Annotated in this window: 24 protein-coding genes; 16 read left to right on the top strand and 8 right to left on the bottom strand. The window is 69.3% G+C overall.

The window, feature by feature from the left end; translation table 11 throughout:
* The first annotated feature begins 273 nt into the window (after window positions 1–273).
* Together ACFV7Q_RS25625 and ACFV7Q_RS25620 are read left to right on the top strand one after the other, a co-directional pair.
* Entirely contained in the window at window positions 274–951 is a 678-nt protein-coding gene (locus tag ACFV7Q_RS25625) for a response regulator transcription factor (RefSeq protein WP_385431655.1), read from the top strand.
* A gap of 16 nt (window positions 952–967) precedes the next feature.
* Complete coding sequence (locus ACFV7Q_RS25620) at window positions 968–2233, top strand: ATP-binding protein (RefSeq protein ID WP_385431653.1); 1266 nt, start codon at window positions 968–970, stop codon at window positions 2231–2233.
* A gap of 21 nt (window positions 2234–2254) precedes the next feature.
* Here ACFV7Q_RS25620 and ACFV7Q_RS25615 read toward each other — a convergent pair whose 3' ends face one another.
* Window positions 2255–2785, bottom strand: coding sequence for a GtrA family protein (locus ACFV7Q_RS25615; protein WP_385431651.1), 531 nt, complete (start codon window positions 2783–2785; stop codon window positions 2255–2257).
* Between the two features lie 236 nt (window positions 2786–3021).
* Here ACFV7Q_RS25615 and ACFV7Q_RS25610 point away from each other — a divergent pair, with 236 nt between their 5' ends.
* The 4 genes from ACFV7Q_RS25610 to ACFV7Q_RS25595 all read left to right on the top strand — a co-directional run bounded on the left by ACFV7Q_RS25610 (window position 3022) and on the right by ACFV7Q_RS25595 (window position 7157).
* On the top strand, window positions 3022–4140 hold the full coding sequence (locus ACFV7Q_RS25610; RefSeq protein WP_385431671.1) for a 5-(carboxyamino)imidazole ribonucleotide synthase: 1119 nt from the start codon (window positions 3022–3024) through the stop codon (window positions 4138–4140).
* Entirely contained in the window at window positions 4137–4682 is a 546-nt protein-coding gene (gene purE, locus ACFV7Q_RS25605; protein WP_385431650.1) for a 5-(carboxyamino)imidazole ribonucleotide mutase, read from the top strand. Before ACFV7Q_RS25610 ends, purE begins: the two co-directional genes overlap by 4 nt.
* The gene (locus tag ACFV7Q_RS25600; protein ID WP_385431649.1) at window positions 4679–5875 is read left to right on the top strand and encodes a dipeptidase; all 1197 of its coding nucleotides are present in this window, start codon (window positions 4679–4681) and stop codon (window positions 5873–5875) included. Before purE ends, ACFV7Q_RS25600 begins: the two co-directional genes overlap by 4 nt.
* Window positions 5876–6062: 187 nt before the next feature.
* On the top strand, window positions 6063–7157 hold the full coding sequence (locus tag ACFV7Q_RS25595; RefSeq protein ID WP_385431648.1) for a membrane dipeptidase: 1095 nt from the start codon (window positions 6063–6065) through the stop codon (window positions 7155–7157).
* Window positions 7158–7259: 102 nt separating this feature from the next.
* Here the strand turns inward: ACFV7Q_RS25595 and ACFV7Q_RS25590 are convergent, their stop codons facing one another.
* The gene (locus tag ACFV7Q_RS25590; protein WP_385431647.1) at window positions 7260–8603 is read right to left on the bottom strand and encodes a UDP-glucose dehydrogenase family protein; all 1344 of its coding nucleotides are present in this window, start codon (window positions 8601–8603) and stop codon (window positions 7260–7262) included.
* 224 nt (window positions 8604–8827) lie between these two features.
* Here ACFV7Q_RS25590 and ACFV7Q_RS25585 point away from each other — a divergent pair, with 224 nt between their 5' ends.
* Window positions 8828–9985: an acyl-CoA dehydrogenase gene (locus tag ACFV7Q_RS25585; protein WP_385431645.1), complete on the top strand. Its 1158-nt coding sequence runs from the start codon at window positions 8828–8830 to the stop codon at window positions 9983–9985.
* Window positions 9986–10185: 200 nt separating this feature from the next.
* On the opposite strand, the gene ACFV7Q_RS25580 is transcribed toward ACFV7Q_RS25585, so the two are convergent.
* On the bottom strand, window positions 10186–11361 hold the full coding sequence (locus tag ACFV7Q_RS25580; protein WP_385431643.1) for a tyrosine-type recombinase/integrase: 1176 nt from the start codon (window positions 11359–11361) through the stop codon (window positions 10186–10188).
* A 124-nt stretch (window positions 11362–11485) separates the two neighbouring features.
* On the opposite strand from ACFV7Q_RS25580, the gene ACFV7Q_RS25575 reads away from it, so the two are divergent.
* The 3 genes from ACFV7Q_RS25575 to ACFV7Q_RS25565 all read left to right on the top strand — a co-directional run bounded on the left by ACFV7Q_RS25575 (window position 11486) and on the right by ACFV7Q_RS25565 (window position 15446).
* Window positions 11486–12028, top strand: coding sequence for a hypothetical protein (locus tag ACFV7Q_RS25575; RefSeq protein ID WP_385431641.1), 543 nt, complete (start codon window positions 11486–11488; stop codon window positions 12026–12028).
* An 83-nt stretch (window positions 12029–12111) separates the two neighbouring features.
* Complete coding sequence (locus ACFV7Q_RS25570) at window positions 12112–12279, top strand: helix-turn-helix domain-containing protein (RefSeq protein WP_385431639.1); 168 nt, start codon at window positions 12112–12114, stop codon at window positions 12277–12279.
* Window positions 12280–14225: 1946 nt separating this feature from the next.
* Entirely contained in the window at window positions 14226–15446 is a 1221-nt protein-coding gene (locus ACFV7Q_RS25565) for a phage major capsid protein (RefSeq protein WP_385431637.1), read from the top strand.
* Window positions 15447–15520: 74 nt separating this feature from the next.
* On the opposite strand, the gene ACFV7Q_RS25560 is transcribed toward ACFV7Q_RS25565, so the two are convergent.
* The 3 genes from ACFV7Q_RS25560 to ACFV7Q_RS25550 all read right to left on the bottom strand — a co-directional run bounded on the left by ACFV7Q_RS25560 (window position 15521) and on the right by ACFV7Q_RS25550 (window position 17097).
* The gene (locus tag ACFV7Q_RS25560; RefSeq protein WP_385431635.1) at window positions 15521–15949 is read right to left on the bottom strand and encodes a hypothetical protein; all 429 of its coding nucleotides are present in this window, start codon (window positions 15947–15949) and stop codon (window positions 15521–15523) included.
* Between the two features lie 100 nt (window positions 15950–16049).
* Window positions 16050–16490 carry a hypothetical protein gene (locus tag ACFV7Q_RS25555; RefSeq protein WP_385431633.1) on the bottom strand — a complete coding sequence of 147 codons (441 nt, stop codon included), beginning with the start codon at window positions 16488–16490 and terminating at the stop codon, window positions 16050–16052.
* Between the two features lie 406 nt (window positions 16491–16896).
* Entirely contained in the window at window positions 16897–17097 is a 201-nt protein-coding gene (locus ACFV7Q_RS25550) for a hypothetical protein (RefSeq protein WP_385431632.1), read from the bottom strand.
* 181 nt (window positions 17098–17278) lie between these two features.
* Between ACFV7Q_RS25550 and ACFV7Q_RS25545 the strand changes: the two genes are divergently transcribed.
* From ACFV7Q_RS25545 to ACFV7Q_RS25530, 4 genes are all read left to right on the top strand, one after another.
* On the top strand, window positions 17279–17533 hold the full coding sequence (locus ACFV7Q_RS25545) for a hypothetical protein (protein WP_385431630.1): 255 nt from the start codon (window positions 17279–17281) through the stop codon (window positions 17531–17533).
* Window positions 17505–18020 (top strand): DUF6879 family protein, encoded by a 516-nt coding sequence (locus ACFV7Q_RS25540; protein WP_385431628.1) that lies wholly within the window; start codon window positions 17505–17507, stop codon window positions 18018–18020. Before ACFV7Q_RS25545 ends, ACFV7Q_RS25540 begins: the two co-directional genes overlap by 29 nt.
* Window positions 18021–18034: 14 nt before the next feature.
* Window positions 18035–18883 carry a helix-turn-helix domain-containing protein gene (locus ACFV7Q_RS25535; RefSeq protein WP_385431626.1) on the top strand — a complete coding sequence of 283 codons (849 nt, stop codon included), beginning with the start codon at window positions 18035–18037 and terminating at the stop codon, window positions 18881–18883.
* 394 nt (window positions 18884–19277) lie between these two features.
* Window positions 19278–20357, top strand: coding sequence for a sugar phosphate nucleotidyltransferase (locus ACFV7Q_RS25530; protein ID WP_385431624.1), 1080 nt, complete (start codon window positions 19278–19280; stop codon window positions 20355–20357).
* A gap of 84 nt (window positions 20358–20441) precedes the next feature.
* Here the strand turns inward: ACFV7Q_RS25530 and ACFV7Q_RS25525 are convergent, their stop codons facing one another.
* Complete coding sequence (locus ACFV7Q_RS25525) at window positions 20442–21812, bottom strand: LCP family protein (RefSeq protein WP_385431622.1); 1371 nt, start codon at window positions 21810–21812, stop codon at window positions 20442–20444.
* Between the two features lie 106 nt (window positions 21813–21918).
* Here ACFV7Q_RS25525 and ACFV7Q_RS25520 point away from each other — a divergent pair, with 106 nt between their 5' ends.
* On the top strand, window positions 21919–22467 hold the full coding sequence (locus ACFV7Q_RS25520) for an acyl-CoA thioesterase (RefSeq protein WP_385431621.1): 549 nt from the start codon (window positions 21919–21921) through the stop codon (window positions 22465–22467).
* An 82-nt stretch (window positions 22468–22549) separates the two neighbouring features.
* On the opposite strand, the gene ACFV7Q_RS25515 is transcribed toward ACFV7Q_RS25520, so the two are convergent.
* Window positions 22550–23938 carry an LCP family protein gene (locus ACFV7Q_RS25515; protein ID WP_385431669.1) on the bottom strand — a complete coding sequence of 463 codons (1389 nt, stop codon included), beginning with the start codon at window positions 23936–23938 and terminating at the stop codon, window positions 22550–22552.
* A 343-nt stretch (window positions 23939–24281) separates the two neighbouring features.
* Here ACFV7Q_RS25515 and ACFV7Q_RS25510 point away from each other — a divergent pair, with 343 nt between their 5' ends.
* A complete protein-coding gene (locus tag ACFV7Q_RS25510) occupies window positions 24282–25307 on the top strand; it encodes a glycosyltransferase family 2 protein (protein ID WP_385431619.1) in 1026 nt (341 codons plus the stop codon).
* Window positions 25308–25366: the final 59 nt, after the last annotated feature.

The raw sequence follows: 25366 nt of genomic DNA, 5'->3' as shown, positions 1-25366 counted from the left end.
ATCGGGAAAGTCGTCAAGACCCTCAGAACGATCCGGACAGAATTGAGACCTTTGGCTCGGATTTCGGCGCAAAGGTCCCGGAGGTAATGCATCAGGCGTCTCGCCACCATACGACACGACCGTGCAGCATATGAAAGGACTTGAGAGATGGATCACAGGAGGATTGGGAACCGTTTCGGCATTTTCGAAGACAGGCTTCACGCATAAGGCCAGTTGGAAAGGGGTGCGCGGGCACGCCCCTGCGGATCGCCGCCGCGGACTACCATCACCCACATGACGCGTGTACTGCTCGCCGAGGACGACGCATCCATTTCGGAGCCGCTGGCCCGCGCCCTGCGCCGGGAGGGGTACGAGGTCGAGGTCCGGGAGGACGGCCCCACGGCCCTGGACGCGGGACTGCAGGGCGGCGTCGACCTCGTCGTCCTGGACCTGGGCTTGCCGGGCATGGACGGCCTGGAGGTCGCCCGCCGGCTGCGCGCCGAGGGCCACAGCTTCCCCATCCTCGTCCTCACCGCCCGCGCGGACGAGGTCGACACCGTGGTCGGCCTCGACGCCGGAGCCGACGACTACGTGACGAAGCCCTTCCGCCTGGCCGAGCTGCTGGCCCGCGTCCGGGCCCTGCTGCGGCGCGGGTCGAACGAGACGGCCCAGCCCCCGGCCACCCACGGCGTGCGCATCGACGTCGAGTCGCACCGGGCCTGGATGGGGGAGGAGGAGCTCCAGCTCACGGCCAAGGAGTTCGACCTGCTGCGGGTCCTGGTCCGCGACGCAGGCCGCGTCGTCACCCGCGACCAGCTGATGCGCGAGGTCTGGGACACCACCTGGTGGTCCTCCACCAAGACCCTCGACATGCACATCTCCTGGCTGCGCAAGAAGCTGGGCGACGACGCCGCGAACCCGCGCTACATCGCCACCGTCCGCGGCGTCGGCTTCCGCTTCGAGAAGAGCTGAGCGGCCACCCCCAGCCATGCGCCGCCGTCTGATCAACTCCACCCTCGCCGTGGTGCTCGTCGTGATCGCCGTGTTCGGGGTCTCCCTCGTCATCGTGGAGACCCGCACGATCACCAGCAGCGCGCAGGACCGCATCGAGTCCGAGGCGCTGCGCCTGGTGGGCATCGTCGAGGCGAACGTCCTGGAGCGCCGGCCCGTCGACTCCGAGGCGCTCGCCGAGCAGCTCGACGCCGGCCGGTACGCCCGGATCACCGTCCCCGGCCAGCCGGCCGTCGAGGTCGGCGACCGGATCACCGACGACGTCATCCGGGGCACCGCCAAGGGCGAGCAGGGCGAGGTGGTGGTCGTCGAGGAGTCCCGGGCCACGGTCACCCAGGAGGTCGTACGGACGCTGGCGGTGGTCGGCGCGGTCGCCCTGCTGGCCGTCGTGGCGGCCGTCCTGCTCGCCGTACGCCAGGCCAACCGGCTGGCCTCCCCCCTCACCGACCTCGCCGAGACCGCCGAACGGCTGGGGTCGGGCGACCCGCGCCCCCGGCACCGCCGCTACGGGGTACCCGAGCTGGACCGCGTCGCGGACGTGCTCGACGCCAGCGCCGAGCGGATCGCCCGGATGCTCACCGCCGAGCGGCGCCTCGCCGCGGACGCCTCCCACCAGCTGCGCACCCCCCTCACCGCACTGTCGATGCGGCTGGAGGAGATCACGGTCACCGAGGACCTGGCGACCGTCCGCGAGGAGGCGACCATCGCACTCACGCAGGTGGAGCGGCTCACGGACGTGGTGCAGCGGCTGCTGACGAACTCGCGCGACCCGCGGACCGGCTCGGCGGTCCCCTTCGACCTGGACGAAGTCGTCAAGCAGCAGGTGGAGGAGTGGCGGCCGGCCTACCGCAGCGCCGGCCGGGCCATCGTGCGCTCCGGGAAGACGGGCGTACGGGCCGTCGGCACGCCCGGCGCGGTCTCGCAGGTCCTGGCGACGCTGGTGGAGAACGCCCTGATGCACGGCGGCGGCACGGTGGCCCTGCGCACCCGGGTCGCCGGCAACCAGGCGGTGCTGGAGGTCACGGACGAGGGCCCCGGCGTCCCGCCCGACCTCGGCAACCGGATCTTCGAGCGGGCCATCAGCGGCCGCAACTCCACCGGGATCGGCCTGGCGGTGGCCCGGGACCTCGCCGAGGCCGACGGGGGTCGGCTGGAGCTGCTCCAGGCGCAGCCGCCGGTGTTCGCGCTGTTCCTCAGCCGGACGGAGCCGGAGCGCAAGGAGCCGGAGAAGACGGTCCGCTGACGACGGCGGGGGCGCCCGCCGTCACTTGCCCGCGGGCTCCGGTGCGGGCTCGGGCGAGTCGGCGGGGCGGCCGTGGCCGCCACGGCTGCCGTCGGGGCCGGCGCCCGCGTGTGTCGGGAGCGCCTTGAAGACCCAGGTCCGGTACGACCAGAACCGGAACACGGTGGCGGTGCCGATGCCGATGAACTTGAACAGGTTCGTGGCGAGCCGGCCGTCCCAGCCGAGCCCGTACGTCGCCGCGTACAGCACCCCGTTCTCGATCACCAGGCCGATCAGGCTGAACGCCATGAACAGCGGCAGCTCGCGCGATTTCCCCGCACGGGCGCGGTCCCTGTAGGTGAAGTACCGGAAGCCCATGTAGTTGGTGAGGATCGCCACGGCGGTGGCTATCACGCTCGCGCGCACCACCTGGAGGTCCGTCGTGTGCCGGATCAGGTTGAAGACACCCAGGTTGACCAGGACGCCCAGGCCCCCGACCGCCCCGAACTTGGCGATCTCGCGCGCGAGCCCGCGGACGCGTTCGAGAGCGGATCCCTGCTCCGGCGTGCTCATCTAATGGTCGGTCCTGTCCGTCGCCGCCCCCGTGCGGGGGCGTCACTCGCTTCTCGGTCGGCCCACCCATGCTAAGTGTCACCCCATCGGGTCGTCCGTGCCTTCCGACACTGTGGGTTCATACATCCCTGCGACGCACGGCGCACGGGAGATTGCTACGAGTGCCGGGCGGCCCCGCGTCCGGATGGTGGAAAACCGGCCGATACTCTGGAGGGGTGACGTTCCCGGTAGTCGGCATGGTCGGCGGCGGTCAGCTCGCCCGCATGACCCACGAGGCGGGCATCCCCCTCGGCATCAAGTTCAAGCTCCTCAGTGACACCCCGCAGGACTCGGCGGCCCAGGTCGTGGGCGATGTCGTCATCGGCGACTACCGCGACCTGGAGACGCTGCGCGCCTTCGCCCGCGGCTGCGACGTGATCACCTTCGACCACGAGCACGTGCCCACCGAGCACCTGCGGGCCTTGGAAGCGGACGGCATCCCCGTCCGGCCGGGGCCCGACGCGTTGGTGCACGCGCAGGACAAGGGGGTGATGCGCGCCAAGCTCGACGAGATCGGTGCCCCCAGTCCCCGCCACCGCATCGTCGCCGACCCGGCGGACGTGGTGGCCTTCGCCGAGGAGGTAGGCGGCTTCCCCGTCATCCTCAAGACGGTCCGCGGCGGCTACGACGGCAAGGGCGTGTGGTTCGTGCGCACGCAAGAGGACGCGGAGGCCCCCTTCAAGGCCGGCGTCCCCGTCCTCGCCGAGGAGAAGGTCGACTACGTCCGCGAGCTCGCGGCCAACATCGTCCGCTCCCCGCACGGCCAGGCCGTCGCCTACCCCGTCGTGGAGTCCATCCAGGTCGACGGCGTCTGCGACACCGTGATCGCCCCCGCCCCCCACCTCTCCGAGGAACTCGCGGGCGAGGCCCAGGCCCTCGCCCTGCGCATCGCCAAGGAACTGGGCGTGACCGGCCACCTGGCCGTGGAGCTCTTCGAGACCACCGACGGCCGCATCCTCGTCAACGAACTGGCCATGCGCCCGCACAACAGCGGCCACTGGACCCAGGACGGCGCCGTCACGTCGCAGTTCGCCAACCACGTCCGCGCGGTCCTGGACCTCCCCCTCGGCGACCCCCGTCCCCGGGCCCGCTGGACCGTCATGGCGAACGTCCTCGGCGGCGACTACCCCGACATGTACGCGGGGTACCTCCACTGCATGGCCCACGACCCGCAGGTCAAGATCCACATGTACGGCAAGGACGTGAAACACGGCCGCAAGGTCGGCCACGTCAACACCTACGGCGACGACCTGGACGATGTGCTGGAGCGCGCACGTCACGCTGCCGGCTACCTCAGAGGAACGATCACGGAATGAGCACCCCCAGCACCGAGGGCACCACCCCCGTCATCGGCATCGTCATGGGCTCCGACTCCGACTGGCCCGTCATGGAGGCCGCCGCCCAGGCCCTCGACGAGTTCGAGGTCCCCTACGAGGTCGACGTCGTCTCCGCGCACCGCATGCCCCGCGAGATGGTCGAGTACGGCGAGCAGGCCGCTGACCGCGGCCTGAAGGCGATCATCGCGGGCGCGGGCGGCGCCGCCCACCTGCCCGGCATGCTCGCCTCGGTCACACCGCTGCCCGTCATCGGCGTCCCCGTACCGCTGAAGTACCTCGACGGCATGGACTCCCTGCTGTCGATCGTCCAGATGCCCGCCGGGGTTCCCGTCGCCACCGTCTCCGTCGCCGGAGCCCGCAACGCGGGCCTCCTCGCCGTACGGATGCTCGCCGCCCACGACCCCGAGCTGCTCGGCCGCATGCGCGACTTCCAGCAGGAGCTCAACGACCAGGCCACCGAGAAGGGCAAGCGGCTGCGGGCCAAGGTCGCCGGCACGGAGTCCTTCGGGTTCGGCAAGTGAGCGCCGCGGCCGCGGACCGGCTCGCCCAGGCCCGCGCCCTGCTCGCCGAACACCCCGTGGTCGACGGCCACAACGACCTGCCCTGGGCGCTGCGCCAGCAGGTGCGCTACGACCTGGCGCTCCGCGACCTCGCCGGTGACCAGTCGGGCCACCTCCACACCGACATCCCCCGGCTGCGGGCCGGCGGGGTCGGCGCCCAGTTCTGGTCGGTGTACGTCCGCTCCGACTACACGGGCGACCAGGCGGTCAGCGCCACCCTGGAGCAGATCGACGCCGTCGGCCAGCTGATCGACCGTTACCCCGCCCACTTCGTGCGGGCCCTGACGGCCGACGACATGGAGGCCGCCCGCGCCGACGGCCGGATCGCCTCCCTGATGGGCGCCGAGGGCGGCCACTCCATCAACAACTCGCTCGCCACCCTGCGCGCCCTGCACTTGCTGGGCGTGCGGTACATGACCCTCACCCACAACGACACCATCGACTGGGCCGACTCGGCGACCGACGAGGCCCGCCACGGCGGGCTGGCGGACTTCGGCCGCGAGGTCGTCCGCGAGATGAACCGCATCGGCATGCTCGTCGACCTCTCGCACGTCGCCGCGACGACGATGCGGGACGCCATCGAGGCCTCCGCCGCACCGGTGATCTTCTCCCACTCGTCGGCGCGGGCCGTCTGCGACCACCCGCGCAACGTCCCGGACGACGTCCTGGAGCGGCTGCCCGCCAACGGCGGGGTCGCGATGGCCACGTTCGTGCCGAAGTTCATCCTGCCGGCGGCGGTCGAGTGGACCCTCGCCGCCGACGAGAACCTCCGCGCCCACGGCTTCCACCACCTGGACACCACCCCCGGGGCGATGGCCCTGCACCGGGCCTTCGAGTCCGAGCACCCCCGCCCGGTGGCCACCGCCGCCACGGTCGCCGACCACCTCGACCACATGCGTGAGGTCGCCGGCGTCGACCACATCGGCATCGGCGGCGACTACGACGGCACCGCCTTCACCCCGGCCGGGCTGGACGACGTCGCCGGTTACCCGAACCTCATCGCCGAACTCCTCCACCGCGGCTGGTCCTGGGCCGACCTGGCCAAGCTGACCTGGTCCAATGCGGTACGGGTACTGCGCGACGCGGAAGCGGTGTCGCGGGAGCTGTCGGCATCCCGGGGCCCTTCCAACGCGGTGCTGCACACGGCACCGTAGCGGCAGCACCGCCACGGCGGCCCCGGCGGCGCGCACCGGTCGCCGCCCGGGCCGCGGCTGCAGGGCTGTGACCTGCGGGTTGACCCGCGGCGTACACCCGAACGCCACATCCGCCGGGCGGCCGGGGCGCCCGGCGTGTCACCGTGGCAGCACCTCTCCCCGCTGCCGCCGAGACCGGAGCGAATCCATGGCCGACCTGCAGGACGAACCGAACGCCGGGAATCCCGCGTACACGCTCGCAGCGGCCCCGGCGGGCCCGGGCTCCGTCGGAGCCGAGGACCTGCCCGCCGTGGTGCCCTCCGGATCCCTCGAACGGGCCGCCGCGCTGCTGTCCGTCCACCCCGTGGCGGACGGGCACAACACCCTCGTCTGGACCCTGCGCCAGAGCCCGTACCACGACATCGACACCACCGACCCGGGGGTGGACACCGACATCCCGCGACTGCGCGCCGGCGGGGTCGGTGCCCAGTTCTGGTCGCTGATGGTGCCGAGCGAGGCCGCGGCCGCCGACCAGGTGGTCTCGGACACCCTCGAACAGATCGACGCCGCCCGCGCCTTCGTGGGCCGCTACCCCGACAGCCTCTGCCTGGCGCTGACCGCCGACGACATGGCCGACGCCCGCAACCGGGGCCGCATCGCCTCGTTCCTGGGGCCCGTACCCGGCCGCACGCTCATCGCCTCCCTCGGGGCGCTCCACGCCTTCCACGCGCTGGGCGTACGGATCCTCGCCCCGGCGGGAGCGCCCTGGGCCCAGGAGGGCCTGACCGCCTTCGGCCACGAGGTGGTCAGGGAGACGAACCGGCTCGCGATGCTGCTGGACCTGACCGGCTGCCCGCCGGTGGTGGCCTGCCAGATCGCGGGCGCGTCCAAGGCCCCCGTCATCGTCTCCCACACCGCGGCGGCCTCCCTGAACGACCATCCGGGCAACGTCACCGACGAGGTGCTGCTCGCGCTCCGCGCGGCCGGCGGCCTCGCGATGGTCACCTTCGACTCCGCGCAGACCGGGGACTCCCTCCACGCCGTCGCCGACCACCTGGAGCACCTCCGGGCCGTCGCCGGCCCGCACTGCGTCGGGCTCGGCGCCTCCTTCGGCACCGAGCACGGCACTCCCCGCCCGGCCGGCCTGACCGACCCCTCCGGCTACCCGCGGCTGGTCGCGGAACTACTGGACCGCGGCTGGTCGGAGTCCGACCTGTCCCTGCTGACCTGGGGAAACGCGCAGCGGGTGCTGCGGGACGCGGAGTTCACCGCCCGCGCCGCCCACCACCGCAGACCGGGCTGACCGGCCCGGCCGACGGGATCGTGCGCGCGGCCGACGGGACCACGTGCGCGCAGACGGCGGGATCGTGCGGCTGACGACGGGATCGTGCGGCTGACGACCGGATCAGGCGCGCGGGCGGCCCATGGCCCGGTAGGTCCAGCCGGCCGCACGCCAGCGCGACCCGTCCAGTGCGTTGCGCCCGTCGAGGACCAGCCGGTCGGACACGACCGCGCCCAGCTCCACCGGGTCCAGGTCGCGGAACTCGCGCCATTCGGTGAGGTGCAGCACGACGTCCGCCCCGCGCGCCGCCTCCACCGCCGAGTCCGCGTACGCGAGGGTCGGGAAGACCCGCCGGGCGTTGTCCATCCCCTTGGGGTCGTAGACGGTGACCTGCCCGCCCTGGAGGTGGATCTGCCCGGCCACGTTCAGGGCCGGCGAGTCGCGCACGTCGTCGGAGTCCGGCTTGAAGGTGGCACCGAGCACGGCGACCCGCTTGCCGAGGAACGCCCCGCCGACGGCCTCGCGGGCCAACTCCACCATGTGGCCGCGGCGCCGCATGTTGATCGAGTCGACCTCGCGCAGGAAGGTGAGGGCCTGGTCGGCGCCGAGCTCGCCGGCGCGCGCCATGAAGGCCCGGATGTCCTTGGGCAGGCAGCCGCCGCCGAAGCCGATGCCGGCGCGCAGGAACTTCGCGCCGATGCGCTCGTCGTGGCCGATGGCCTCGGCGAGCTTGGCGACGTCACCGCCGGCGGCCTCGCAGACCTCCGCCATCGCGTTGATGAAGGAGATCTTCGTGGCGAGGAAGGAGTTGGCGGCGGTCTTGACGAGCTCGGCCGTCGGGAAGTCGGTCACCACCAGCGGCGACCCCTCCGCCATCGGCGTGGCGTACACCTCGCGCAGCAGCTTCTCGCCGCGGTCGCCCTGGACGCCGATGACGATGCGGTCCGGGTGCAGGGTGTCCTGGACGGCGAAGCCCTCGCGCAGGAACTCCGGGTTCCAGGCGAGCTCGACCTCGTCGCCGGCCGGTGCCAGGTCCGCCAGCTTGGCGGCGAGCCGCTCCGCCGACCCCACCGGCACGGTGGACTTGCCGACGACGAGCGCCGCCCGGGTCAGGTGCGGGGCCAGCAATTCGACGGCGGAGTCGACGTAGCTCATGTCGCAGGCGTACTCGCCGTGCTTCTGAGGGGTGTTCACGCAGATGAAGTGGACGTCGCCGAACGCGCCGACCTCCTCCCAGGACTGCGTGAAGCGCAGCCGCCCGGTGGACCCGGGAAGTCCCGCGACGTGCGCGGCGAGCAGCTCCTCCAGGCCGGGCTCGTACATCGGCACCCGTCCGGCCGACAGCAGCTCGATCTTCTCCGGGACCACGTCCAGTCCGAGCACCTCGAAGCCCAGCTCGGCCATCGCCGCGGCGTGCGTGGCGCCGAGATAGCCGGTGCCGATCACTGTGATCCTGAGGGGGGCCATGGGTGCTCCAGAGGTGCGGGGCCGATTGCGCCAACTGAGCATAGTCGCGCTGCTCCGCGGGGACGCTTACCAGGAGCACCGTGGGGCCCGCCGGTGCCCACGGTTGTCATGCAGCTCACGTGCCGCGTGCGTACCGCTGCGTGGACGCCGGACACTAAGATTTGGGTTACTTAACGGTAGTTAGCAATGACTGAGCGCACGCTTCAGCTTGGGAGTGAGAGATCTTGGCGGGTTCTGCCGACTTCGACCTGTACCGCCCGGCCGAGGAGCACGACATGCTCCGCGAGTCCGTCCGCTCGCTCTGCGAGGCGAAGATCCTTCCGTTCGCCGCAGCGGTCGACGAGGAGGCCCGCTTCCCGCAGGAAGCCCTGGACGCGCTCGTCGCCAACGACCTGCACGCCGTGCACGTCCCCGAGAACTACGGCGGTGCGGGCGCCGACGCCCTCGCCACCGTCATCGTGATCGAGGAAGTGGCCCGCGTCTGCGCGTCCTCCTCCCTGATCCCGGCCGTGAACAAGCTCGGCTCCCTCCCGGTGATCCTCTCCGGCTCCGAGGAGCTCAAGGCCAAGTACCTGGCCCCGCTCGCCAAGGGCGACGCGATGTTCTCGTACTGCCTCTCCGAGCCGGACGCCGGCTCGGACGCGGCCGGCATGAAGACCCGCGCGGTCCGCGACGGCGACTTCTGGGTGCTCAACGGCGTCAAGCGCTGGATCACCAACGCCGGCGTGTCCGAGTACTACACGGTCATGGCCGTGACCGACCCGGAGAAGCGCTCCAAGGGAATCTCCGCCTTCGTGGTCGAGAAGGGCGACGAGGGCGTCTCCTTCGGCGCCCCGGAGAAGAAGCTCGGCATCAAGGGTTCCCCGACCCGCGAGGTCTACCTGGACAACGTCCGCATCCCCGCCGACCGCATGATCGGCGCGGAGGGCACCGGCTTCGCCACCGCCATGAAGACCCTGGACCACACCCGCATCACCATCGCGGCCCAGGCCCTCGGCATCGCGCAGGGCGCCCTCGACTACGCCAAGGGCTACGTCCAGGAGCGCAAGCAGTTCGGCAAGCCGATCGCCGACTTCCAGGGCGTCCAGTTCATGCTCGCGGACATGGCCATGAAGATCGAGGCCGCCCGCCAGCTGACCTACGCGGCCGCCGCCAAGTCCGAGCGGGTCGACTCCGACCTCACGTTCTTCGGCGCCGCCGCCAAGTGCTTCGCCTCCGACGTGGCCATGGAGGTCACCACGGACGCGGTCCAGCTCCTCGGCGGCTACGGCTACACCCGTGACTACCCGGTCGAGCGCATGATGCGCGACGCGAAGATCACGCAGATTTATGAAGGAACGAACCAGGTCCAGCGGATCGTCATGGCGAGGAACCTGCCGTAGCAGGGTTTTCGCAGGTCAGAGGCTATCTGCGGTGCTCCGGGAGGCGTGATCGGCTTCCGGTCCGTTCGGGTCCGTTCCGGGCCATTCCTGGGCGTCATGCTGGGGAAATCCTGGGCGGACATCGGGCGCGGAACGGGTGCTGACCTGCATAAACGACGAGGCCCCCGGCATCATGCCGGGGGCTTTCCGTATGAGTTGGGTCAGGCGACTTCGGTCCGCTCGGTGGGGTCGTCCGCGCCGGGAGTCAGCATGGTCGCGATGGCTGCGCGCCCGCGCTGCTCGGCCCCTTCGAAGATGTAGTGGTAGTGCTCGCGGAGCACGTCCGTGCTGCTGTGCCCCATCCAGTCGGCCACGTCGTTCTCAGGGACGCCCGCGTACAGCAGCCGGGAACCGTAGTAGTGCCGCATGGAGTGCGGCTTGCAGTAGGGCACCTCGCCCTTCGTGAGGGCGACCAGCCAGATTTGCCGGTAGAAGTACGAGGCGTACAGGTACCCGGTCCGGGTCACGTTCGGGAACAACAGGCGCTCCGGCCCCCACACACCATGGTTCTTGATGTGCCTGCGCAGCTCGAAGGCCACGTTCGGAGGGAGGGGCACAACGCGCCCCGGCTCCTCCTCGTCACGGGCCTTGACGTGCCGCCGCTGTAGCGCGCTGTTCTTCCCCGACTCGGATTCGCCGTCCTCGGCGATCTGGAAGTCGACGCGCAGAACCTCGGCCTGGAAGTCGATCTGATCGCGCGAGACCGCCATGGCCTCACCGATGCGGAGACCGCATCCCGCCATGAGCCAGAGCATCGCGCGGTACCGGGGCGGAGCCCCGTCGAGCATCGCCAGGACTTCCCGGGTGGTCAGCCGCCGGGCATTGCTCTTGTGCTCGCGTATCTCCTTGGCGCGGCTGCCCGCGTGCCGGATCTTCTTGCACGGGTTGCGCCCGATGATCTCGTTGACGACGGCCCAATCCATCATCCCGGAGAAGAACGAGAACCGCTGGCGCCGGGTCCGGGCGGACAGCTTCCTGTCCTGCTCCATCCACAGCAGCCACTGTTCGATGTCCGCGACCTTCAAGGACACGATGGAGCGGGCCTTGAAGAACGGTTCCAGGGTCGTGTTCTGGATCGATCGGTACTGCTTCTTGGTGCTGTTCTCCAACTTCCTTTGCTGGGTCCACTGCTCCCAGACAGCCGTGACGGCCTGCTTCCCCAACTTGTCGTCGAGGTACGTCCCGGCGTCGAGCTCCTGCTCCTTCCGCTTCCGGTGGTCGTCTGCGCGCTTCTTGGTCTCGAACGACTTCTGACGCTGCTTCCCGTCCGGGTCGTACCAGAACGTCGTCCACTTCTTCGCGTCGTCCTTGGAGCGCGCTACCCATGCCCTTGCCACGTCTGCCCTGGCCTTCCCGTCGTGGGCACCACCTGCCGTGGCTGCCTCCGGCCACAGTTTGCGCACGGTCCACCCTGGGTTGTCAACGCAGGGTGGACCACACCAGGTGGTGTATGGTCGGGGCATGCGAGAAGACCAGAGCGGATTCGAGATCACTCAGCAGCAAGGAGGCTGGGTCATCCGGATGTGGTGGCCGGAAGGGCCGATTACGGGGGGCCCGCAGCGTGTGACCGTGGAACCCGCCGAGGACGCCGAACCGCGCGACGTCGTGCGCGGCATCTCTACGACCGTGCTCCGCAGACTCGACCTCGCTGCCGCCGTGAACTTGGCCAAGGCGGCGCCAAGGGCCCAGGAGACCCTGGAGGGTGTAACGCGGGAGCTGGACGCCTCGGGAGAAGCCGCTGGGCGCCTCTTGGCAGCTGAAGGCGTCTCGGAGCGGTACTTGGCTTTGCTGGCCGCTACGTACGCAGCCATGGCCGAGACGGGCGCTCCGGCGCCGGTGCCGTGGCTCGCCCGCCTGATCGAGCGTCGTCCCGAGACCATCAAGGACCACTTGAAGAAGGCGCGCCGAGAGGGCTACCTCGGCACCGTGGCGGGCAAGGCCGGCGGAGAGGTGACCGCTAAGGCCAGAACGATCCTGCAATCCCTCGCGAACACCCAGGGTTAGCCCAGCCCGTATTTTTTCGAAACTTCATATCTCAGAGAGCCCCGAGGCGACTCGGGGCTTTTTTACACGCGGAGGTCGGTTTGGTGAAGTTGCTGACGGTTGCTGAGGTGGCCGAATTTCTGAGCAAGCCTCGAAGTTGGGTATACGACAATTGGCGCGCGGAGCAGATCCCTTTTCGTCGGGTGGGTCAATCCCTCCGGTGTCGTCCGAGTGACCTGGACCGCTGGTTGGATGCTCAATTGGCTGAGTGAGATAGCTGTCGATGGACGGCCCCCGCGCGTGTAAACGCTACGGGGGCCTATGCATGTCCCATCTTGAACCCGCCACCCTGCCGGGGGTACAACTCAATCAGCACCCAACCAGGAAAGGACACATTGGTTCCCGTATGGCTAATCGCTCTGATGCCGCTAAGGCACGACACGGCATATGGGTCTTCACCCTGGCCACGGCCGAGGCTCCCGGGGCCGACGCTCTCAGAACTCACAGGCTCACGCGCAAAGACGCGTGGCCCAACTTCACCCGCTTCCTTATAGCCGTCGGTACGCGTTGGGGGACGTGGGGAGAGGAGATACGGCCCACGCTGGACCGTATCGAGGAAGCGACCGGCATTGACCGGTCGAAGGTCAGTCGATGGCTGCACGCGGCCGTGGACCTCGGCTACCTCGCTGTGGCCTGCCAGGGCTCCCGTGGGATCGCCACGACGTATCGAATTGCCATCCCTGGAGAGAACGGCGAGAGGCCCGCTCAGGGCCTTTCGCGTGCCCCCAAGGCCCACATGCCGGCCGCCGGGCCCGAAAGGCGCTCTAAGGGCATTCCGGGACTGTCCGAGACACCCGCGCCCAATGGCGCGCGTACGCTCAAGTGGGATGACATGAGTTGGGAGGCTCAGGCGGTGTTCTTGTCGGCCCCCGCCGAACGGCAGCAGCAATGGAAGCCGGAGTACGGACCGTACGATGCCGCCGTTAAGGCGGCCATGGCTCACAACCCCTACCTGCCCGTTTAACCCCTGCCCCCCTGTCCCGCAGGGGAGGCCAGATGAGATAGAGCAGTAGAGCAGCTGTGTCATAGCAGCCGCCTCGCTATCTCACACCTACCCCTTCCCTGTCTCAGACTCCTAGGCTCTTTGAGACGTAACTAATAACTAAGAACTACAGACCCCTCGGGGTCTGTTAGCTACTCGCAAGCTCGTAGCTACACCCTGGCCGGTCGACAGACCCGGACAGCCAGGCTCCCTCACGGGGCCTGACTCAGCTAAGACTTAAGCGAAGCTGCGGAGCAAGCGGAGCGAGACTAGAGACTCCTTCGGCTCGTAAGCCTTCAGAGTCTTTCAACGGCCAAGGCAAAAACTGCCTTATGTTCCGGGCCCCCGAAAGGGTGCCCCCCTGCTTTTTTGTAGCACCTCAGCCAAGGAAGGCACACGCGGCCCCACACGGGCCGCAGGGCAGGAACTCAGGCCTGACCCTCGCTCGCAGTTCACGCGGCCCCTCGCGGCCGCACAGGAAGCCGCAGCAGCCGTGAAACACGGGGCAAGGGGGGTCCGAAAGGATCCCGGGCGCCTTCTCCGCACCCGCCGCCTTCCCTCTTTGTGAGCGCGCGGGGGTTCGCCTGAGTTCGTGGGACCGAAACTCCGCCGAGGATGCTCCATAGATAGTGACCGCCATCACTTGATTTCTAGCGTGGAATCGTACCGGTAACAGGTCTATATGAGACGTAGTAGGGAAACCTCCGATTCTCTTCGGGTCGAATCGGAGAGCGGCACGGGCGGTGTTGCTGAGGGCGGTAACCCCCATGGTTTGACTCCAAAGGCCATGGGGGTTCACCTCTCTCTCCTCCAGGCAACACAGCTTCCGGGCCGAGTAGGGAACGAGGATCCATGAACGACGACGTCACGCTTCGGTGCTGGTCTTGCTGTAAGGAATTCAGGGTTCGGTATGGCCCTGGGCGTCCTCGGCGCTATTGCGATTCCCGATGTAAGTCTGTGGCGCGCATGGCGGCGCGCAGGCTTCGTTACGTGGCGAACAGGGAAAGGCTGCGCATAGCGAATGTCGCTGCGAAGTGAGCTACCGGGCTCCCAGTAATTCGGCTACTCGTTCTACGTGTCAGAGTGATACCGCCCCAACTTAGAACCGCCCCACCCGTCCGGGTGCCTGGGCGGTTTTTTATGGCCGCTTCCGGCCCGCACAGAGAAGGAATCAACTTGAAGACTGAGCTTCGGAAGATTTTCGAGTCGGCCGAGTCCGATGATCGCGGCCTTTCTCCCCGCGAGATTGCTGCCGTTATCAACTCCATTCCGGCCGAGGAGCGCATGGCGCGCACGGAAATCCTGGCCGCCGTTAACGGAGCGGACGGCTCTGACTCGCCGGAAACGCGTCGAGCTATTGCCGAGACTTTGAAGCACATGGAGCTGCGCACTCTTGATGCCCGAGAGGATCGGGCGAGCTTTGATCGGGAGACTGAGGTTCGCAACCTTGTAGCTGCCGCACACTCGGCGATTCTGACCCCTGGTAGCGCTGGCAGCTCTAGCGCTGAGGAATGGCGTTCCCTGGTTCCCTCGCTGAGCGAGTATCGAGCCATCTCCGGTGGTGTCGCTTCCGAGGGTGGTTATACGGTGCCCACGGAGATTTCTGGGAAGTACATTGACGCCCTTAAGGCGAAGTCGACGTTTCTCCGCGGCCTGCCCGAAGGTAGCGTGATCCCGTTTACCTCCGCCACCTTCTCGGTTCCTCAGCTCGTCTCGTCTACCGGCGCCGATTATGTGGCCGAGGGTCAGGCCATCCCCGAAGGCCAGATGGTTTGGGGCGAAGTCAAGTTCACCGCTAAGAAGATTGGTGAAGTGCAGTGGGCCTCTGCCGAGGTGTTGGAGGACTCGGCCGTTGATCAGCGGCGGGTCATCGCTGACAACCTTCTTCGCGATGCCTCTCTGAAGTTCGACGCTGATGCGTTCACCGGTTCCGGCGCCAATCCGATTAAGGGCGTTCTCTCGCAGGGTACTTCTACGACCCTCGGTGCCGGAAAGGTAACCGTCACCTATGACGATCTGGCCGACGCTGTTGCGCGGATCGAGGCGACTAACGGCACTCCTTCCGTGGTGTGGGCTTCTGTCGATATGGCTGCGGCTCTCCGGAAGGAGAAGGCAGCCGGTTCCGGTGTGTATCAGGGGGGTTCGCCGACCGATGCGCCGGCCTCTACGGCATGGGGTCTTCCGATCCTGCCGAGCGCTTTCCTCCCCGCGAAGACCGTGATCGTGGTTGACGGTTCCCGTGTCGTTGTTGGTGTCCGCCGCGCCGCGACGGTGCGAATCAGCGAGGATGCTCGATTCGATAAGGATCAGGTTGGCTTCAAGCTGACTATGCGTATGGCTGGCGTGTCTGTCGCCGAGGCTACTTCTGTGCAGATCGTAAAGGCCGCAGCTAGCTAGGCAGGCTGCAAGCGAAACCCCCGCACCCAAAAAGGGTGCGGGGGATTTCTGCATTTCCGCCCACGGGCTCTCGGCTAGGCGTTGTAGAGCGTAGGGCGCTCCGCCACCTGGTCCGGGGTGAGCCCTTCGACAGTCAGGTTGCCCGTCCAGAGCTGGTCACGGTTGGCGTACGTCGCATCGAATCGGACGCGCTTTCCACCCGGTTCCAGCTTCCACCCCTGTTCTTGGAATTGCGCGATGCGGTCGCTGCCACACACGAATGCCCGGGTAGCTTGGGTGAGTACCCATTGCGCTAGCTCGTTCTCGTTGGCCGTGGGTCGGCCGCAGTTGCGGGCCATTCGCCATAAGCGCCCCCACTCGACTCCGGGGGTTAGCGGGCCGACGATGGCCACGTCTCCAATTCGCCGTTCGTCCAGGTGGTGCGTGGCATAGCCGAAGACCACGCCGAACATGGCGAATACGGTGACCCTGCTTCTCCCCGACAGACCCTCGTCAGATGCCATGGGCGGTACCTTTGCTCAGGGTGGGACCCGGGCACCTGTGACGTGCCCGGGTCCTCCTTCGTACGAGCGGATCACGACGTGGTCCGCGTGTTGGAGCGAGTCAGCAGCCGTCGCCGTCGCCGCAGCAGGCCGGGGGGTTGCAGTCCTTCGCAGCGCCCCACAGCCGCTCATCGACGTAGAAGCCCGCCGCCTTGACGCGCTCCACCACGGAGCCGATCAGCGGACGTGTGCGGACGGTGGCCTTCGGTTCGTGGTCCAGGAAGTAGCCGAACTGTTCCTGACACCACGCGGCGTAGGCGCGGGTGTGGAGCGCGAACGAATGCCAGCCCGGGTCAACGACCTGGGACGGAGTCATGTCGAACGCGCGGGCGTCGCCCATGACTTTGAGGAAGGCAAGGGCCTGGTCCACGATGTTGCGGGCCGTGGACAGTTCGTGCCCGTACTCCTCCGCGCAGAACTCGGACACCTTCTCGAACAGCTCGGGACTGACGAGGTCCCGCCCGCGCCGTAAGGCGACGGGCGTTTCCACCATGGTCGTCATAGCAAGACTCCTCCTGTCGTAGATGGCGGTCAGACGGCGGGTGGGGGCGGGAACTGGTCCCCACCCGTGCCGCCGGACTTGTCGCCGGGGTCAGTGCCGGCTCGCATTGCAGATCACCCCCTTCCGGCTGTGTCCTGCCTTGCTGCCCGCCCCCGACGGGGCGGGGGCCTGTGTCAGGCCGTGGCGACCCGATGAACAAGGGCGATGTCCTCGAACCCTCGGAGAAAGCGGCGGTGACCGCTGTTCAGACCCGTGTGCGTCATGCACTGCCGATCGACCTCGGCCACGTCGGGGCCGGGAACGGCAGCCCAGCCGCACCCCTCGTAGAGGCAGCTCGCAACCACAGTGGGCGTGCACTCGGGGTCTCTGATGATTCGGTGCTCGGCGTATCGGATGACTGAGCGCGTCATCGGCGCGACCCGTCCGCCTTGACACACCGGGTGTGCCAGTACGCGACCTGGGGCGGGCCGTTCTTCCCGGCCAGCATCCCCCGGCGGGCGACCTGGTGCAGGGGGATCGGCATGCTGCACGACGGGCACGTCTCGCGGTTCCTGGTGTAGGTCGCGTACTCCCACGCCCGCTCACCCGTCTGCCCGGTACCCGCCATGGCGCCCTCCCGATCTCCCGAAGCCGACGGAACGACCCTAGGAAGCGGCTGGTGTGAGGCTCCACAAACTTGCATGGGCTTGCACGCCAATTCGCATGGCCAGTAGCGGTATTGACGCCGTATCTGCTGCTCGGTGAAGCTCATGCAAGCCCGAGCAAGCACCTAGACCAGGGAGCCAGCCATGGCCATAGAGTTCGTCGGTATCGACCCGAACACGGACCGGGACCACTGCCCCACCGTGTGGGCGGACGCGGAAGCTCAGGAGATCTTGTTGCAGGGGTGGAAGCCGAGCGCCGAGACTCAGGCGGACTGCGAGGCGAGCAGCCCCGCGAACGGACCGGTGCCCGGCAGCGAAGCCATCGTGAGGATTCCGGCCCGGATGATCCCGCTGATCAGGGAGGCGTGTGATGCCGTCGAGCGTGCCCAGCTTCGCTGAGCTGCTTGGTCAGTGCGAGCGTTCAGCTGTTCACCTGGAGCTACGCGACGCCTACGCGCCGACGGATCGGTTCGAGGCGTGGAAGCGCGGTGAGCGGATCAACTGGAACGACCGCGAGTCCTGGTGGCACCCCTACGACCAGTTGATCAAGGACACCGTGGCCCGGGGCGTATCCGTCCGCCGGGCCCGGGTGGTCTCCGAGCCCGTATCGGATTACATCCGCTGGGAGCACTACGTCACCCACGCCAACGTCACTGCGGGTGAGGAAGTCCGGTGGCTGCCCCGCCGCCGGGCTACGAGCATCCCCCTGCCGGGAAATGAATTCTGGCTGTTCGACGGTGCTCTTCTCCGTGTGCACCACTTCTCCGGTGACGGGGTGGTGGTGGAGGACGAGATCACGTCCGACCCGGAGACCATAAAGCTGTGCACCGCTGCGTTCGAAGCAGTCTGGGAGCGAGCGATCCCGCACCACCTGTACGAGATCTGACGAAAGCCAGCTCCATGCCCCCACACCCCTCCTCAAGCGTGCAGAAGGCCCGTGAGGACCTCGCCGGCCGTCTGCGCGAGATCAGAAGGGATGCGGGCATCAGCGGGCGGGAGCTGGCCGTCAGGTGCGGTTGGTCGGAGTCGAAGTCGTCCCGGATCGAGAACGCCAAGACACCCCCCTCTGATGCGGACATCAAAGCGTGGTGCCGAGCCTGCTCCGCTGACGATCAGGTTCCGGACCTGATCGCAGCAAACAGGCAATCAGCCGACGCGCACGTTCATTGGAGGCGACTTCAGCGGAGTGGTCTCCGGCGCCTGCAAGAGTCCACGGGGGACCTGTACCAGCAGACCAAGGTGTTCCGGGTGTACGTCTCCGACGTGATCCCCGGATTCCTCCAGACGCCTGGATACGCCACTGCCCTGCTGTCGTCCATCGCAGGCTTCCGGGGAACCCCGGACGACGTGAGTGACGCCGTGGCGGCCCGCATACGGCGGAATGCGGTGCTGAACCACGGCGCCCGACGGTTCTCGTTCGTGCTGGAGGAAGCCGTCCTGCGGTACCGGTTGTGCAGTGCGGAAACCATGGCGGCCCAGCTTGGCCACCTGCTCGGGGTGATGGAGCTCCAGAACGTCGCCGTGGGCATCATCCCGTTCTCGGCGCAGCGGACCGTGTGGCCCATGCCAACCTTCACGATCTTCGATGACGCCCGAGTGCACGCGGACACCTTGGACGCCGCTTCCACGCTCACCCAGCCCAGCCAGGTCGAGCTGTACGCCCGGGCCTATGAGAGGCTTTCGCAAGGGTCGGTGCGGGGCGCTGCCGCACGTTCTCTCGTAGCGGGCGCCTTGGCGTCCCTAGACTGAGTGCGGGCGTATTCGCCCGGGCGGTAGCAGTGCTCCGACCAGCGAAGAAGCCTGCGTGATCATGGGGGAATCCTGGGGAGACCCCTGTCGGTGGGGCATCTGTGCAGGTAGAGACGTTGCATGGGGTAAAGCACCCAGATTTACGAGGGCACGAACCAGGTCCAGCGGATCGTCATGGCCAGGAACCTGCCGTAACACCCTGTCCGCACGAACGCCCCCGCCGCGACGCGGCGGGGGCGTTCCGCTGCCCGCGGCCCCGGCACCGCCCCGCGGAAACCCGCGCGACAGCGCGCTCCGGGGCCGGATCACGATTCGTGTGCCGGGCGGCGGGTGGCGGGCGGGGATGGGTTAGCTTTGGAGCTTCATAGGCCCGGACCGGGTGGGGAGAAGGAATTTGGAAGCGATCCTGCTGGTCGGGGGGCAGGGGACGCGGCTGCGCCCCGTGACGGTGAACACCCCGAAGCCCATGGTGCGGGCGGCCGGGGTGCCGTTCCTCGCACACCAGATAGCCCGGGCGCGGGCGGCGGGCGTCACGCACATCGTGATGGCCACCTGCTACCTCGCGGAGGTCTTCGAGCCGTACTTCGGTGACGGCTCCGACTTCGGGGTGCGGCTGGAGTACGTCGTCGAGGACGAGCCCCTGGGCACCGGCGGAGCCATCCGCAATGCCGCCCGCCGGCTGACCGGCGGCCCGGACGACCCGGTCCTCGTCTTCAACGGCGACATCCTCACCGGCCTCGACATCGCCGGCCTCGTCGACGCCCACCGGGCGGCCTCCGCCGACGTCACCCTGCACCTGGTGCAGGTCGAGGACCCGCGCGCGTTCGGCCTGGTTCCCACCGACGCCGACGGGCGGGTGCTGGCCTTCACCGAGAAGCCGCAGACCCCCGAGGAGATCATCACCGACCAGGTCAACGCCGGCTGCTACGTCTTCCGACGCAGCGTGATCGACTCCATCCCGGCCGGCCGGCCCGTTTCCGTCGAGCGCGAGACCTTCCCCGGCCTCCTCGCCGACGGCGCCCTGCTCCACGGCGTCACCGAGAACGCGTACTGGCTGGACCTCGGCAAGCCCGAGTCGTTCGTCCAGGCCTCTGCCGACCTGGTCCGCGGTGTCGTGGCTTCGCCGGCCGTGCCGGGGCCGCGCGGCGAGTCCCTGGTCCTGCCGGGGGCGCGGGTCGCGCCCGGCGCCAAGCTCTCGGGCGGCACCGTCGTCGGCGGCGGGGCCACCGTCGGGGCGGGCGCGGTCGTGACCGGCTCCATCGTCCTCGACGACGCCGTCATCGGCCCGGACTCGCAGGTCAACGCCAGCCTGATCGGTGTCGGTGCCACGCTCGGCCCGCGCACCGTGGTCGACGCCGCGGTCATCGGCGACGGCGCCGTCGTCGGAGCGGACAACGAACTGCGGGCCGGCGCCCGCGTCTGGTGCGGCGCCGAGCTGCCCCCCAAGGCGCTCCGGTTCTCCCCGGACAGCTGACCCGCCGTACCGGCGGACGTCGACGGCCCCTGCTCAGTGACCGCTGAGCAGGGGCCGTTCGACACCGGGCGACGGGCGCCCGGGTCAGTTGCCGGTGACCGTGACCTTCTCGTCGTTCTGGATCTGCTGGACGATCTGCTTGACCTTCGGCTTGTCCCAGAGCAGGTTCCCGCCCCGCTCGCCCGCGATCGGCATGTTCATCGAGGTGCCGTTGCCGCCGCTGATGCCCTTCATCGCGAAGAACATCTCGCCCATGTCCCACAGGGACATGTCCTTGTCCACGATCAGCGTGTCCAGGCCGGCGCCGAGCACCGGGTACAGCTTGAACGGGTTGAGGACGGTGCCCGGGGTGGCCGCCTGGCTGGCCAGGGCCGCCAGGAACTTCTGCTGGTTCTTCGTACGGGCCAGGTCCGACTCGGCGAACGCGTACCGGGTGCGGACGAAGGCCAGCGCCTGCTCGCCGTTGAGGGTCTGCTCGCCGGCCTGGAAGTCGGCGCCGGACTTCTCGTCCTTGAAGCCCTTCTCGATGTTCATCTCGACGCCGCCGAGCGCGTCGACGATGTTGGCGAAGCCCGCGAAGCCGATCTCGGCGTAGTGGTCGATGCGCAGGCCGGTGTTGTGCTCCACCGTGCGGACCAGCAGCTCGGGGCCGTCCATCGCGTACGCGGCGTTCAGCTTGTTGCGGCCGGCGGAGGGCCGGGACTTGCCCGACTCCGAGCCGACGAAGTTGGGGATCTCCACGTCCGAGTCGCGCGGCAGCGAGATCATGGTGTTGCCGCCGGAGCAGGCGGCCAGGATCATCATCGAGTCGGTGCGCTTGCCCTCGGCGGAGCCGGTGTGGAGCTTCTTCTTCTCCTCATCGGTCATGCCCTCGCGGCTGTCGGAGCCGACGATCAGGTACGTCGTGCAGTCGTCGTCCTTCGGGCGCTCGATGACCTTGGCGAGGTCGACCTCGCGGCGCACGTTGGAGTCGGCCCAGAAGTAGGTGCCGACGGTGGTCACCAGCAGGACCGTGCCCAGGACGATCGAGCCGACCTTGATGCGCCGGCGCCAGTCAGGGGCTGCGGCGGGGCCGCGGCCGCCCGGCCGGGCCGACGGCGGCTGACCCGGCCCGCCGGGACCGCCCGGACCGCCGGGACCACCGGGGCCGCCCGGGCGCTGCTGCGGGCTGCGCTGCGGCGTGCCGTAGACCTGGCCGGTGTTGTAGCCGCTGTCGTAGGCGTTGTACGCGTCCTGGCCGTGGGACTGCTGCTGGGGTACCCCGTACGCCGGCGCAGGCGGCCGGCCCGGCCGGGCTGCCGGGGGCTGCGGGGGCCGCTGGGGCTGCTGGGGCAGTCCCGGCCCGCGTCGCTGGACGTGCGGCATCCGCCGGGCGCCCTCCGGCTGTGCCTGCGCGCTGCCGCGCCCGTACCCGTCCTCGCGGCTGTCACCGCGCCCATCCGGCCACTCGTTCATGCCGCATAGAATGCCCGGTCGCAGGAGGTGGGCGACAGTCCGGTCCGTGCTTCGTGCCGGTGCTGTTGCACAGCTGATGCCTGTACGTCGGCTTTAAGGTAGCGGTATGACACAGATACCGGGCGTGACGGCGGGCGACCTGCAGGGAAAGCCCACCGCGGCCTCGCGGACCACCCTCAGCCACATCATGACCGCCAACGACACCAATCTGCTGGGCACGGTGCACGGCGGCGTGATCATGAAACTCGTCGACGACGCGGCGGGCGCCGTCGCCGGCCGCCACTCGGGCGGTGCGGCCGTGACCGCCTCCATGGACGAGATGGCCTTCCTCGCCCCGGTCCGCGTGGGTGACCTGGTTCACGTCAAGGCGCAGGTCAACTGGACCGGCCGGTCCTCGATGGAGATCGGCGTACGGGTCCTGGCCGAGCGGTGGAACGAGTCGACGCCCGCCACCCAGGTCGGCAGCGCCTACCTCGTCTTCACGGCCGTGGACGGCGAGGGCAAGCCGCGCACCGTCCCGCCCGTGGTTCCCGAGACCGACCAGGACAAGCGGCGCTACCAGGAGGCCCAGATCCGCCGCACGCACCGGCTGGCCCGCCGCCGGGCGATCATGGCGCTGCGCGAGGAGCGGGCCGCCCAGGGCTTCGACGACTGAGACCGACGCGCCGCCCGCAGCAGACCGGCCGCCCGACCTCCGGGCACGCAGGGACCGGCCGCCCGCCCTGAGACCCGGGCGGCTACCTGCCGCAGACCACCTGCTCGCCGGTGAGCACCCCGAACCGTCCCTGGTTCGGATCCTCCGGCCGGACCGGCACCACCTTCCGGTAGTCCGTTCCGGCGATCACCAGCACCGTCCGGCCCTGACCCGGCACGGCACGCAGTGCGCTGCCGGGCAGCGCGGCGGACACCGTGCGGGCGGAACGGTCCCAGCGCGGGTCGTACGCGATCACCGTCCGCTTGACGTCGCGGCCGGCCCCGTTGCCCGGGGTGCCGGTGGTGTCGAAGCCGGTGGCGCGCAGTGCCGCGTCCACCCGGCCGCCAAGCCCGTCGATCCGGGTGCCGTTCTCGACCCGGATCCGGATCCGCTCGGGCGGTACGTCCACGGGCACGGCGGGCGGCTGTTGCGGGCGGGCGGGCCGTCCGGGCGCGGAGGAGGGGGCCAGCGGGCGGTCCTGGCGCAGCGCTTCGAAGAGCTCTGCGGCCTTCGGCTCGTCCCATTTCACCGTGGAGCCGATGCCCTTGACCGGGAAGGACGGGTCCCCGATCGGCACGGAGGCGAACTCCGACGAGGACGGGGCGAAGTCGCGCATGGCCTGGCCGAGGGCCAGCATCTGCTCCGAGCCGAAGCCGGGATCGGCCCGTACCGAGCCCAGCAGCGTGGAGCTGACCTCCTTGAACTTCACCGGGTTCAGCAGCACCCCGCCGGTGGTGGCCCTTTTGATGAGGGCGGCCACGAACCGCTGCTGGCGCTGCATCCGGCCGAGGTCGGCGGCGCCGTCCACCTGGCGGGAGCGTACGTACTGCAGGGCCTGGCCGCCGCTCAGCCGGTGGGTCCCGGGCAGCAGGTGCAGGCCGGTGTTCCGGTCGTCGAGGACCTTGGCGGTGCAGACCTCCACGCCGCCCATCGCGTCGACCGTCTTCATGAAGCTGGTGAAGTCGACCTCCAGGTAGTGGTCGATCTTGACGCGGGTCATGTGCTCGACGGTGCGGACGGTCAGCTGGGGGCCGCCCTCGGCGTAGGCGGCGTTCAGCTTCACGGGGTGCGGGCCGTGCTGCTTCCCGCTGGACTCGTCGCGGTGTGCGGGCAGCTCGGTGTAGCTGTCGCGGGGCAGGCTGACGACGCTGGCGCGCTTCCGGTCGGCCGAGAGGTGCACCAGCATCACGGTGTCGGTGCAGTGGCAGGGGGCGCCGCCGAGACGGTACTCGCGCCGGTCCTCCCGGCTGATCCGGTCGCGGCCGTCAGTGCCGACGAGGAGGAAGTTCAGGCCGTGTCCGGCCTGGGGGCGGTTCTTCATGTCCTTGAACGGGTCCACCCGCTCGATGCCGGTGTCCAGGCCGGTCATGACCGCGTGCCCGACGGCCCCGGAGCCCAGGACGACCGCCGCCAGCCCGCCCGCGAGCCGCACCCCCCACCGGGGTCGCTCGCCGCGGGGCCGGTCGGCCCGGCGGCGGTCCGGGGCCCGGCCGCGCCGGGTGCGCTGCGGCCGCGGGTGCAGGTGCTGGTGCGGGGGCAGGTGCGCGGGCCGGGCGGGGCGGGGAGGACGGGGTGGCTGGGGCACGGGGGACACCTCCGCGGGGGCAGCCGGGGCCGGTAGGGACGGACCAGAGGAAGCCGAAACGGACATAATGGTCAGATCGTCAGAACAGTAGGCCCATACGATCAGCCTCGGTCCCCACCGATCAGGCGGCGCGCACCCGTTTCCCCCGTACGCGGTAACGTGACACCGATACCCGACCTTGAAGGACCACATGCCCGCCCAGCAGCCCGCAGTCTCGGTGATCATGCCGGTGCTCAACGAGGAGCGCCACCTGCGCAACTCCGTCCGCCACATCCTCGGACAGGAGTACGCCGGTGAGATGGAGGTGGTGATCGCGCTGGGGCCGTCCACGGACCGCACCGACGAGATCGCCGCCGAGCTCGTACGCGAGGACCCCCGCGTCGTCACCGTTCCGAACCCGTCCGGCCGCACCCCGGCCGCACTCAACGCCGCCATCAAGGCATCGCGTCACCCGGTCGTGGTGCGCGTCGACGGCCACGGCATGCTCTCGCCGAACTACATCGCCACCGCCGTCCGCCTCCTGGAGGAGACCGGTGCGCAGAACGTCGGCGGCATCATGCACGCCGAGGGCGAGAACGCCTGGGAGGAGGCGGTCGCCGCGGCGATGACCTCGAAGCTCGGCGTCGGCAACGCGGCCTTCCACACCGGCGGCGAGGCCGGCCCGGCGGACACGGTGTACCTGGGCGTGTTCCGGCGCGCGGCGCTGGAGCGGGCGGGCGGCTACAACGAGGAGTTCATCCGGGCCCAGGACTGGGAGCTGAACTTCCGCATCCGCGAGGCCGGCGGACTGATCTGGTTCTCGCCCGAGCTGAAGGTCCAGTACCGGCCGCGGCCCACGGTGCGGGCGCTGGCCAAGCAGTACAAGGACTACGGCCGCTGGCGGCACGTGGTGGCCCGCTACCACGCGGGCTCGATCAACATGCGTTACCTGGCCCCGCCGGCCGCCGTCTGCGCGATCGCGGCCGGCGTGGTGGCGGGTGCGGCCGTGACCCCGTGGGCCTTCGTGGTCCCGGCCGGCTACCTCGCGGGGATCGCACTCGGCTCGATCCCGGCGGGCAAGGGCCTCTCCCTCAAGGCGCGGTTGCAGATCCCGGTGGCCATCACCACGATGCACATGTCGTGGGGCTTCGGCTTCCTCACCAGCCCGCGCTCGCTCGCGAACAAGGTCATCGCGAGCCGGCGCCCCGCGCCGAGCCCGGACCCCTCGGCGGCCTGAGCGCGCCGCCGGGAGCGGCGTAGACGTACGAAGGGGCCCGGTGCCACGGTCCCGTGGAC

Origin of the sequence: Streptomyces sp. NPDC059851, assembly GCF_042732005.1 — a bacterium.
Classification (GTDB): Bacteria; Actinomycetota; Actinomycetes; order Streptomycetales; family Streptomycetaceae; genus Streptomyces.
Note: the sequence above shows the minus strand (reverse complement) of the source record. Positions and strands in the feature narration are given on the sequence as shown.

What these genes read in the sequence shown, in the direction of transcription:
- ACFV7Q_RS25625 (WP_385431655.1), top strand. Translation starts at nt 274, where the DNA reads ATGACGCGTGTACTGCTCGCCGAGGACGACGCATCCATTTCGGAGCCG.
- ACFV7Q_RS25620 (WP_385431653.1), top strand. Translation starts at nt 968, where the DNA reads ATGCGCCGCCGTCTGATCAACTCCACCCTCGCCGTGGTGCTCGTCGTG.
- ACFV7Q_RS25615 (WP_385431651.1), bottom strand. Translation starts at nt 2,785, where the DNA reads ATGAGCACGCCGGAGCAGGGATCCGCTCTCGAACGCGTCCGCGGGCTC.
- ACFV7Q_RS25610 (WP_385431671.1), top strand. Translation starts at nt 3,022, where the DNA reads ATGGTCGGCGGCGGTCAGCTCGCCCGCATGACCCACGAGGCGGGCATC.
- purE (WP_385431650.1), top strand. Translation starts at nt 4,137, where the DNA reads ATGAGCACCCCCAGCACCGAGGGCACCACCCCCGTCATCGGCATCGTC.
- ACFV7Q_RS25595 (WP_385431648.1), top strand. Translation starts at nt 6,063, where the DNA reads ATGGCCGACCTGCAGGACGAACCGAACGCCGGGAATCCCGCGTACACG.
- ACFV7Q_RS25590 (WP_385431647.1), bottom strand. Translation starts at nt 8,603, where the DNA reads ATGGCCCCCCTCAGGATCACAGTGATCGGCACCGGCTATCTCGGCGCC.
- ACFV7Q_RS25575 (WP_385431641.1), top strand. Translation starts at nt 11,486, where the DNA reads ATGCGAGAAGACCAGAGCGGATTCGAGATCACTCAGCAGCAAGGAGGC.
- ACFV7Q_RS25560 (WP_385431635.1), bottom strand. Translation starts at nt 15,949, where the DNA reads ATGGCATCTGACGAGGGTCTGTCGGGGAGAAGCAGGGTCACCGTATTC.
- ACFV7Q_RS25555 (WP_385431633.1), bottom strand. Translation starts at nt 16,490, where the DNA reads ATGACGACCATGGTGGAAACGCCCGTCGCCTTACGGCGCGGGCGGGAC.
- ACFV7Q_RS25550 (WP_385431632.1), bottom strand. Translation starts at nt 17,097, where the DNA reads ATGGCGGGTACCGGGCAGACGGGTGAGCGGGCGTGGGAGTACGCGACC.
- ACFV7Q_RS25545 (WP_385431630.1), top strand. Translation starts at nt 17,279, where the DNA reads ATGGCCATAGAGTTCGTCGGTATCGACCCGAACACGGACCGGGACCAC.
- ACFV7Q_RS25540 (WP_385431628.1), top strand. Translation starts at nt 17,505, where the DNA reads ATGCCGTCGAGCGTGCCCAGCTTCGCTGAGCTGCTTGGTCAGTGCGAG.
- ACFV7Q_RS25535 (WP_385431626.1), top strand. Translation starts at nt 18,035, where the DNA reads ATGCCCCCACACCCCTCCTCAAGCGTGCAGAAGGCCCGTGAGGACCTC.
- ACFV7Q_RS25525 (WP_385431622.1), bottom strand. Translation starts at nt 21,812, where the DNA reads ATGAACGAGTGGCCGGATGGGCGCGGTGACAGCCGCGAGGACGGGTAC.
- ACFV7Q_RS25520 (WP_385431621.1), top strand. Translation starts at nt 21,919, where the DNA reads ATGACACAGATACCGGGCGTGACGGCGGGCGACCTGCAGGGAAAGCCC.
- ACFV7Q_RS25510 (WP_385431619.1), top strand. Translation starts at nt 24,282, where the DNA reads ATGCCCGCCCAGCAGCCCGCAGTCTCGGTGATCATGCCGGTGCTCAAC.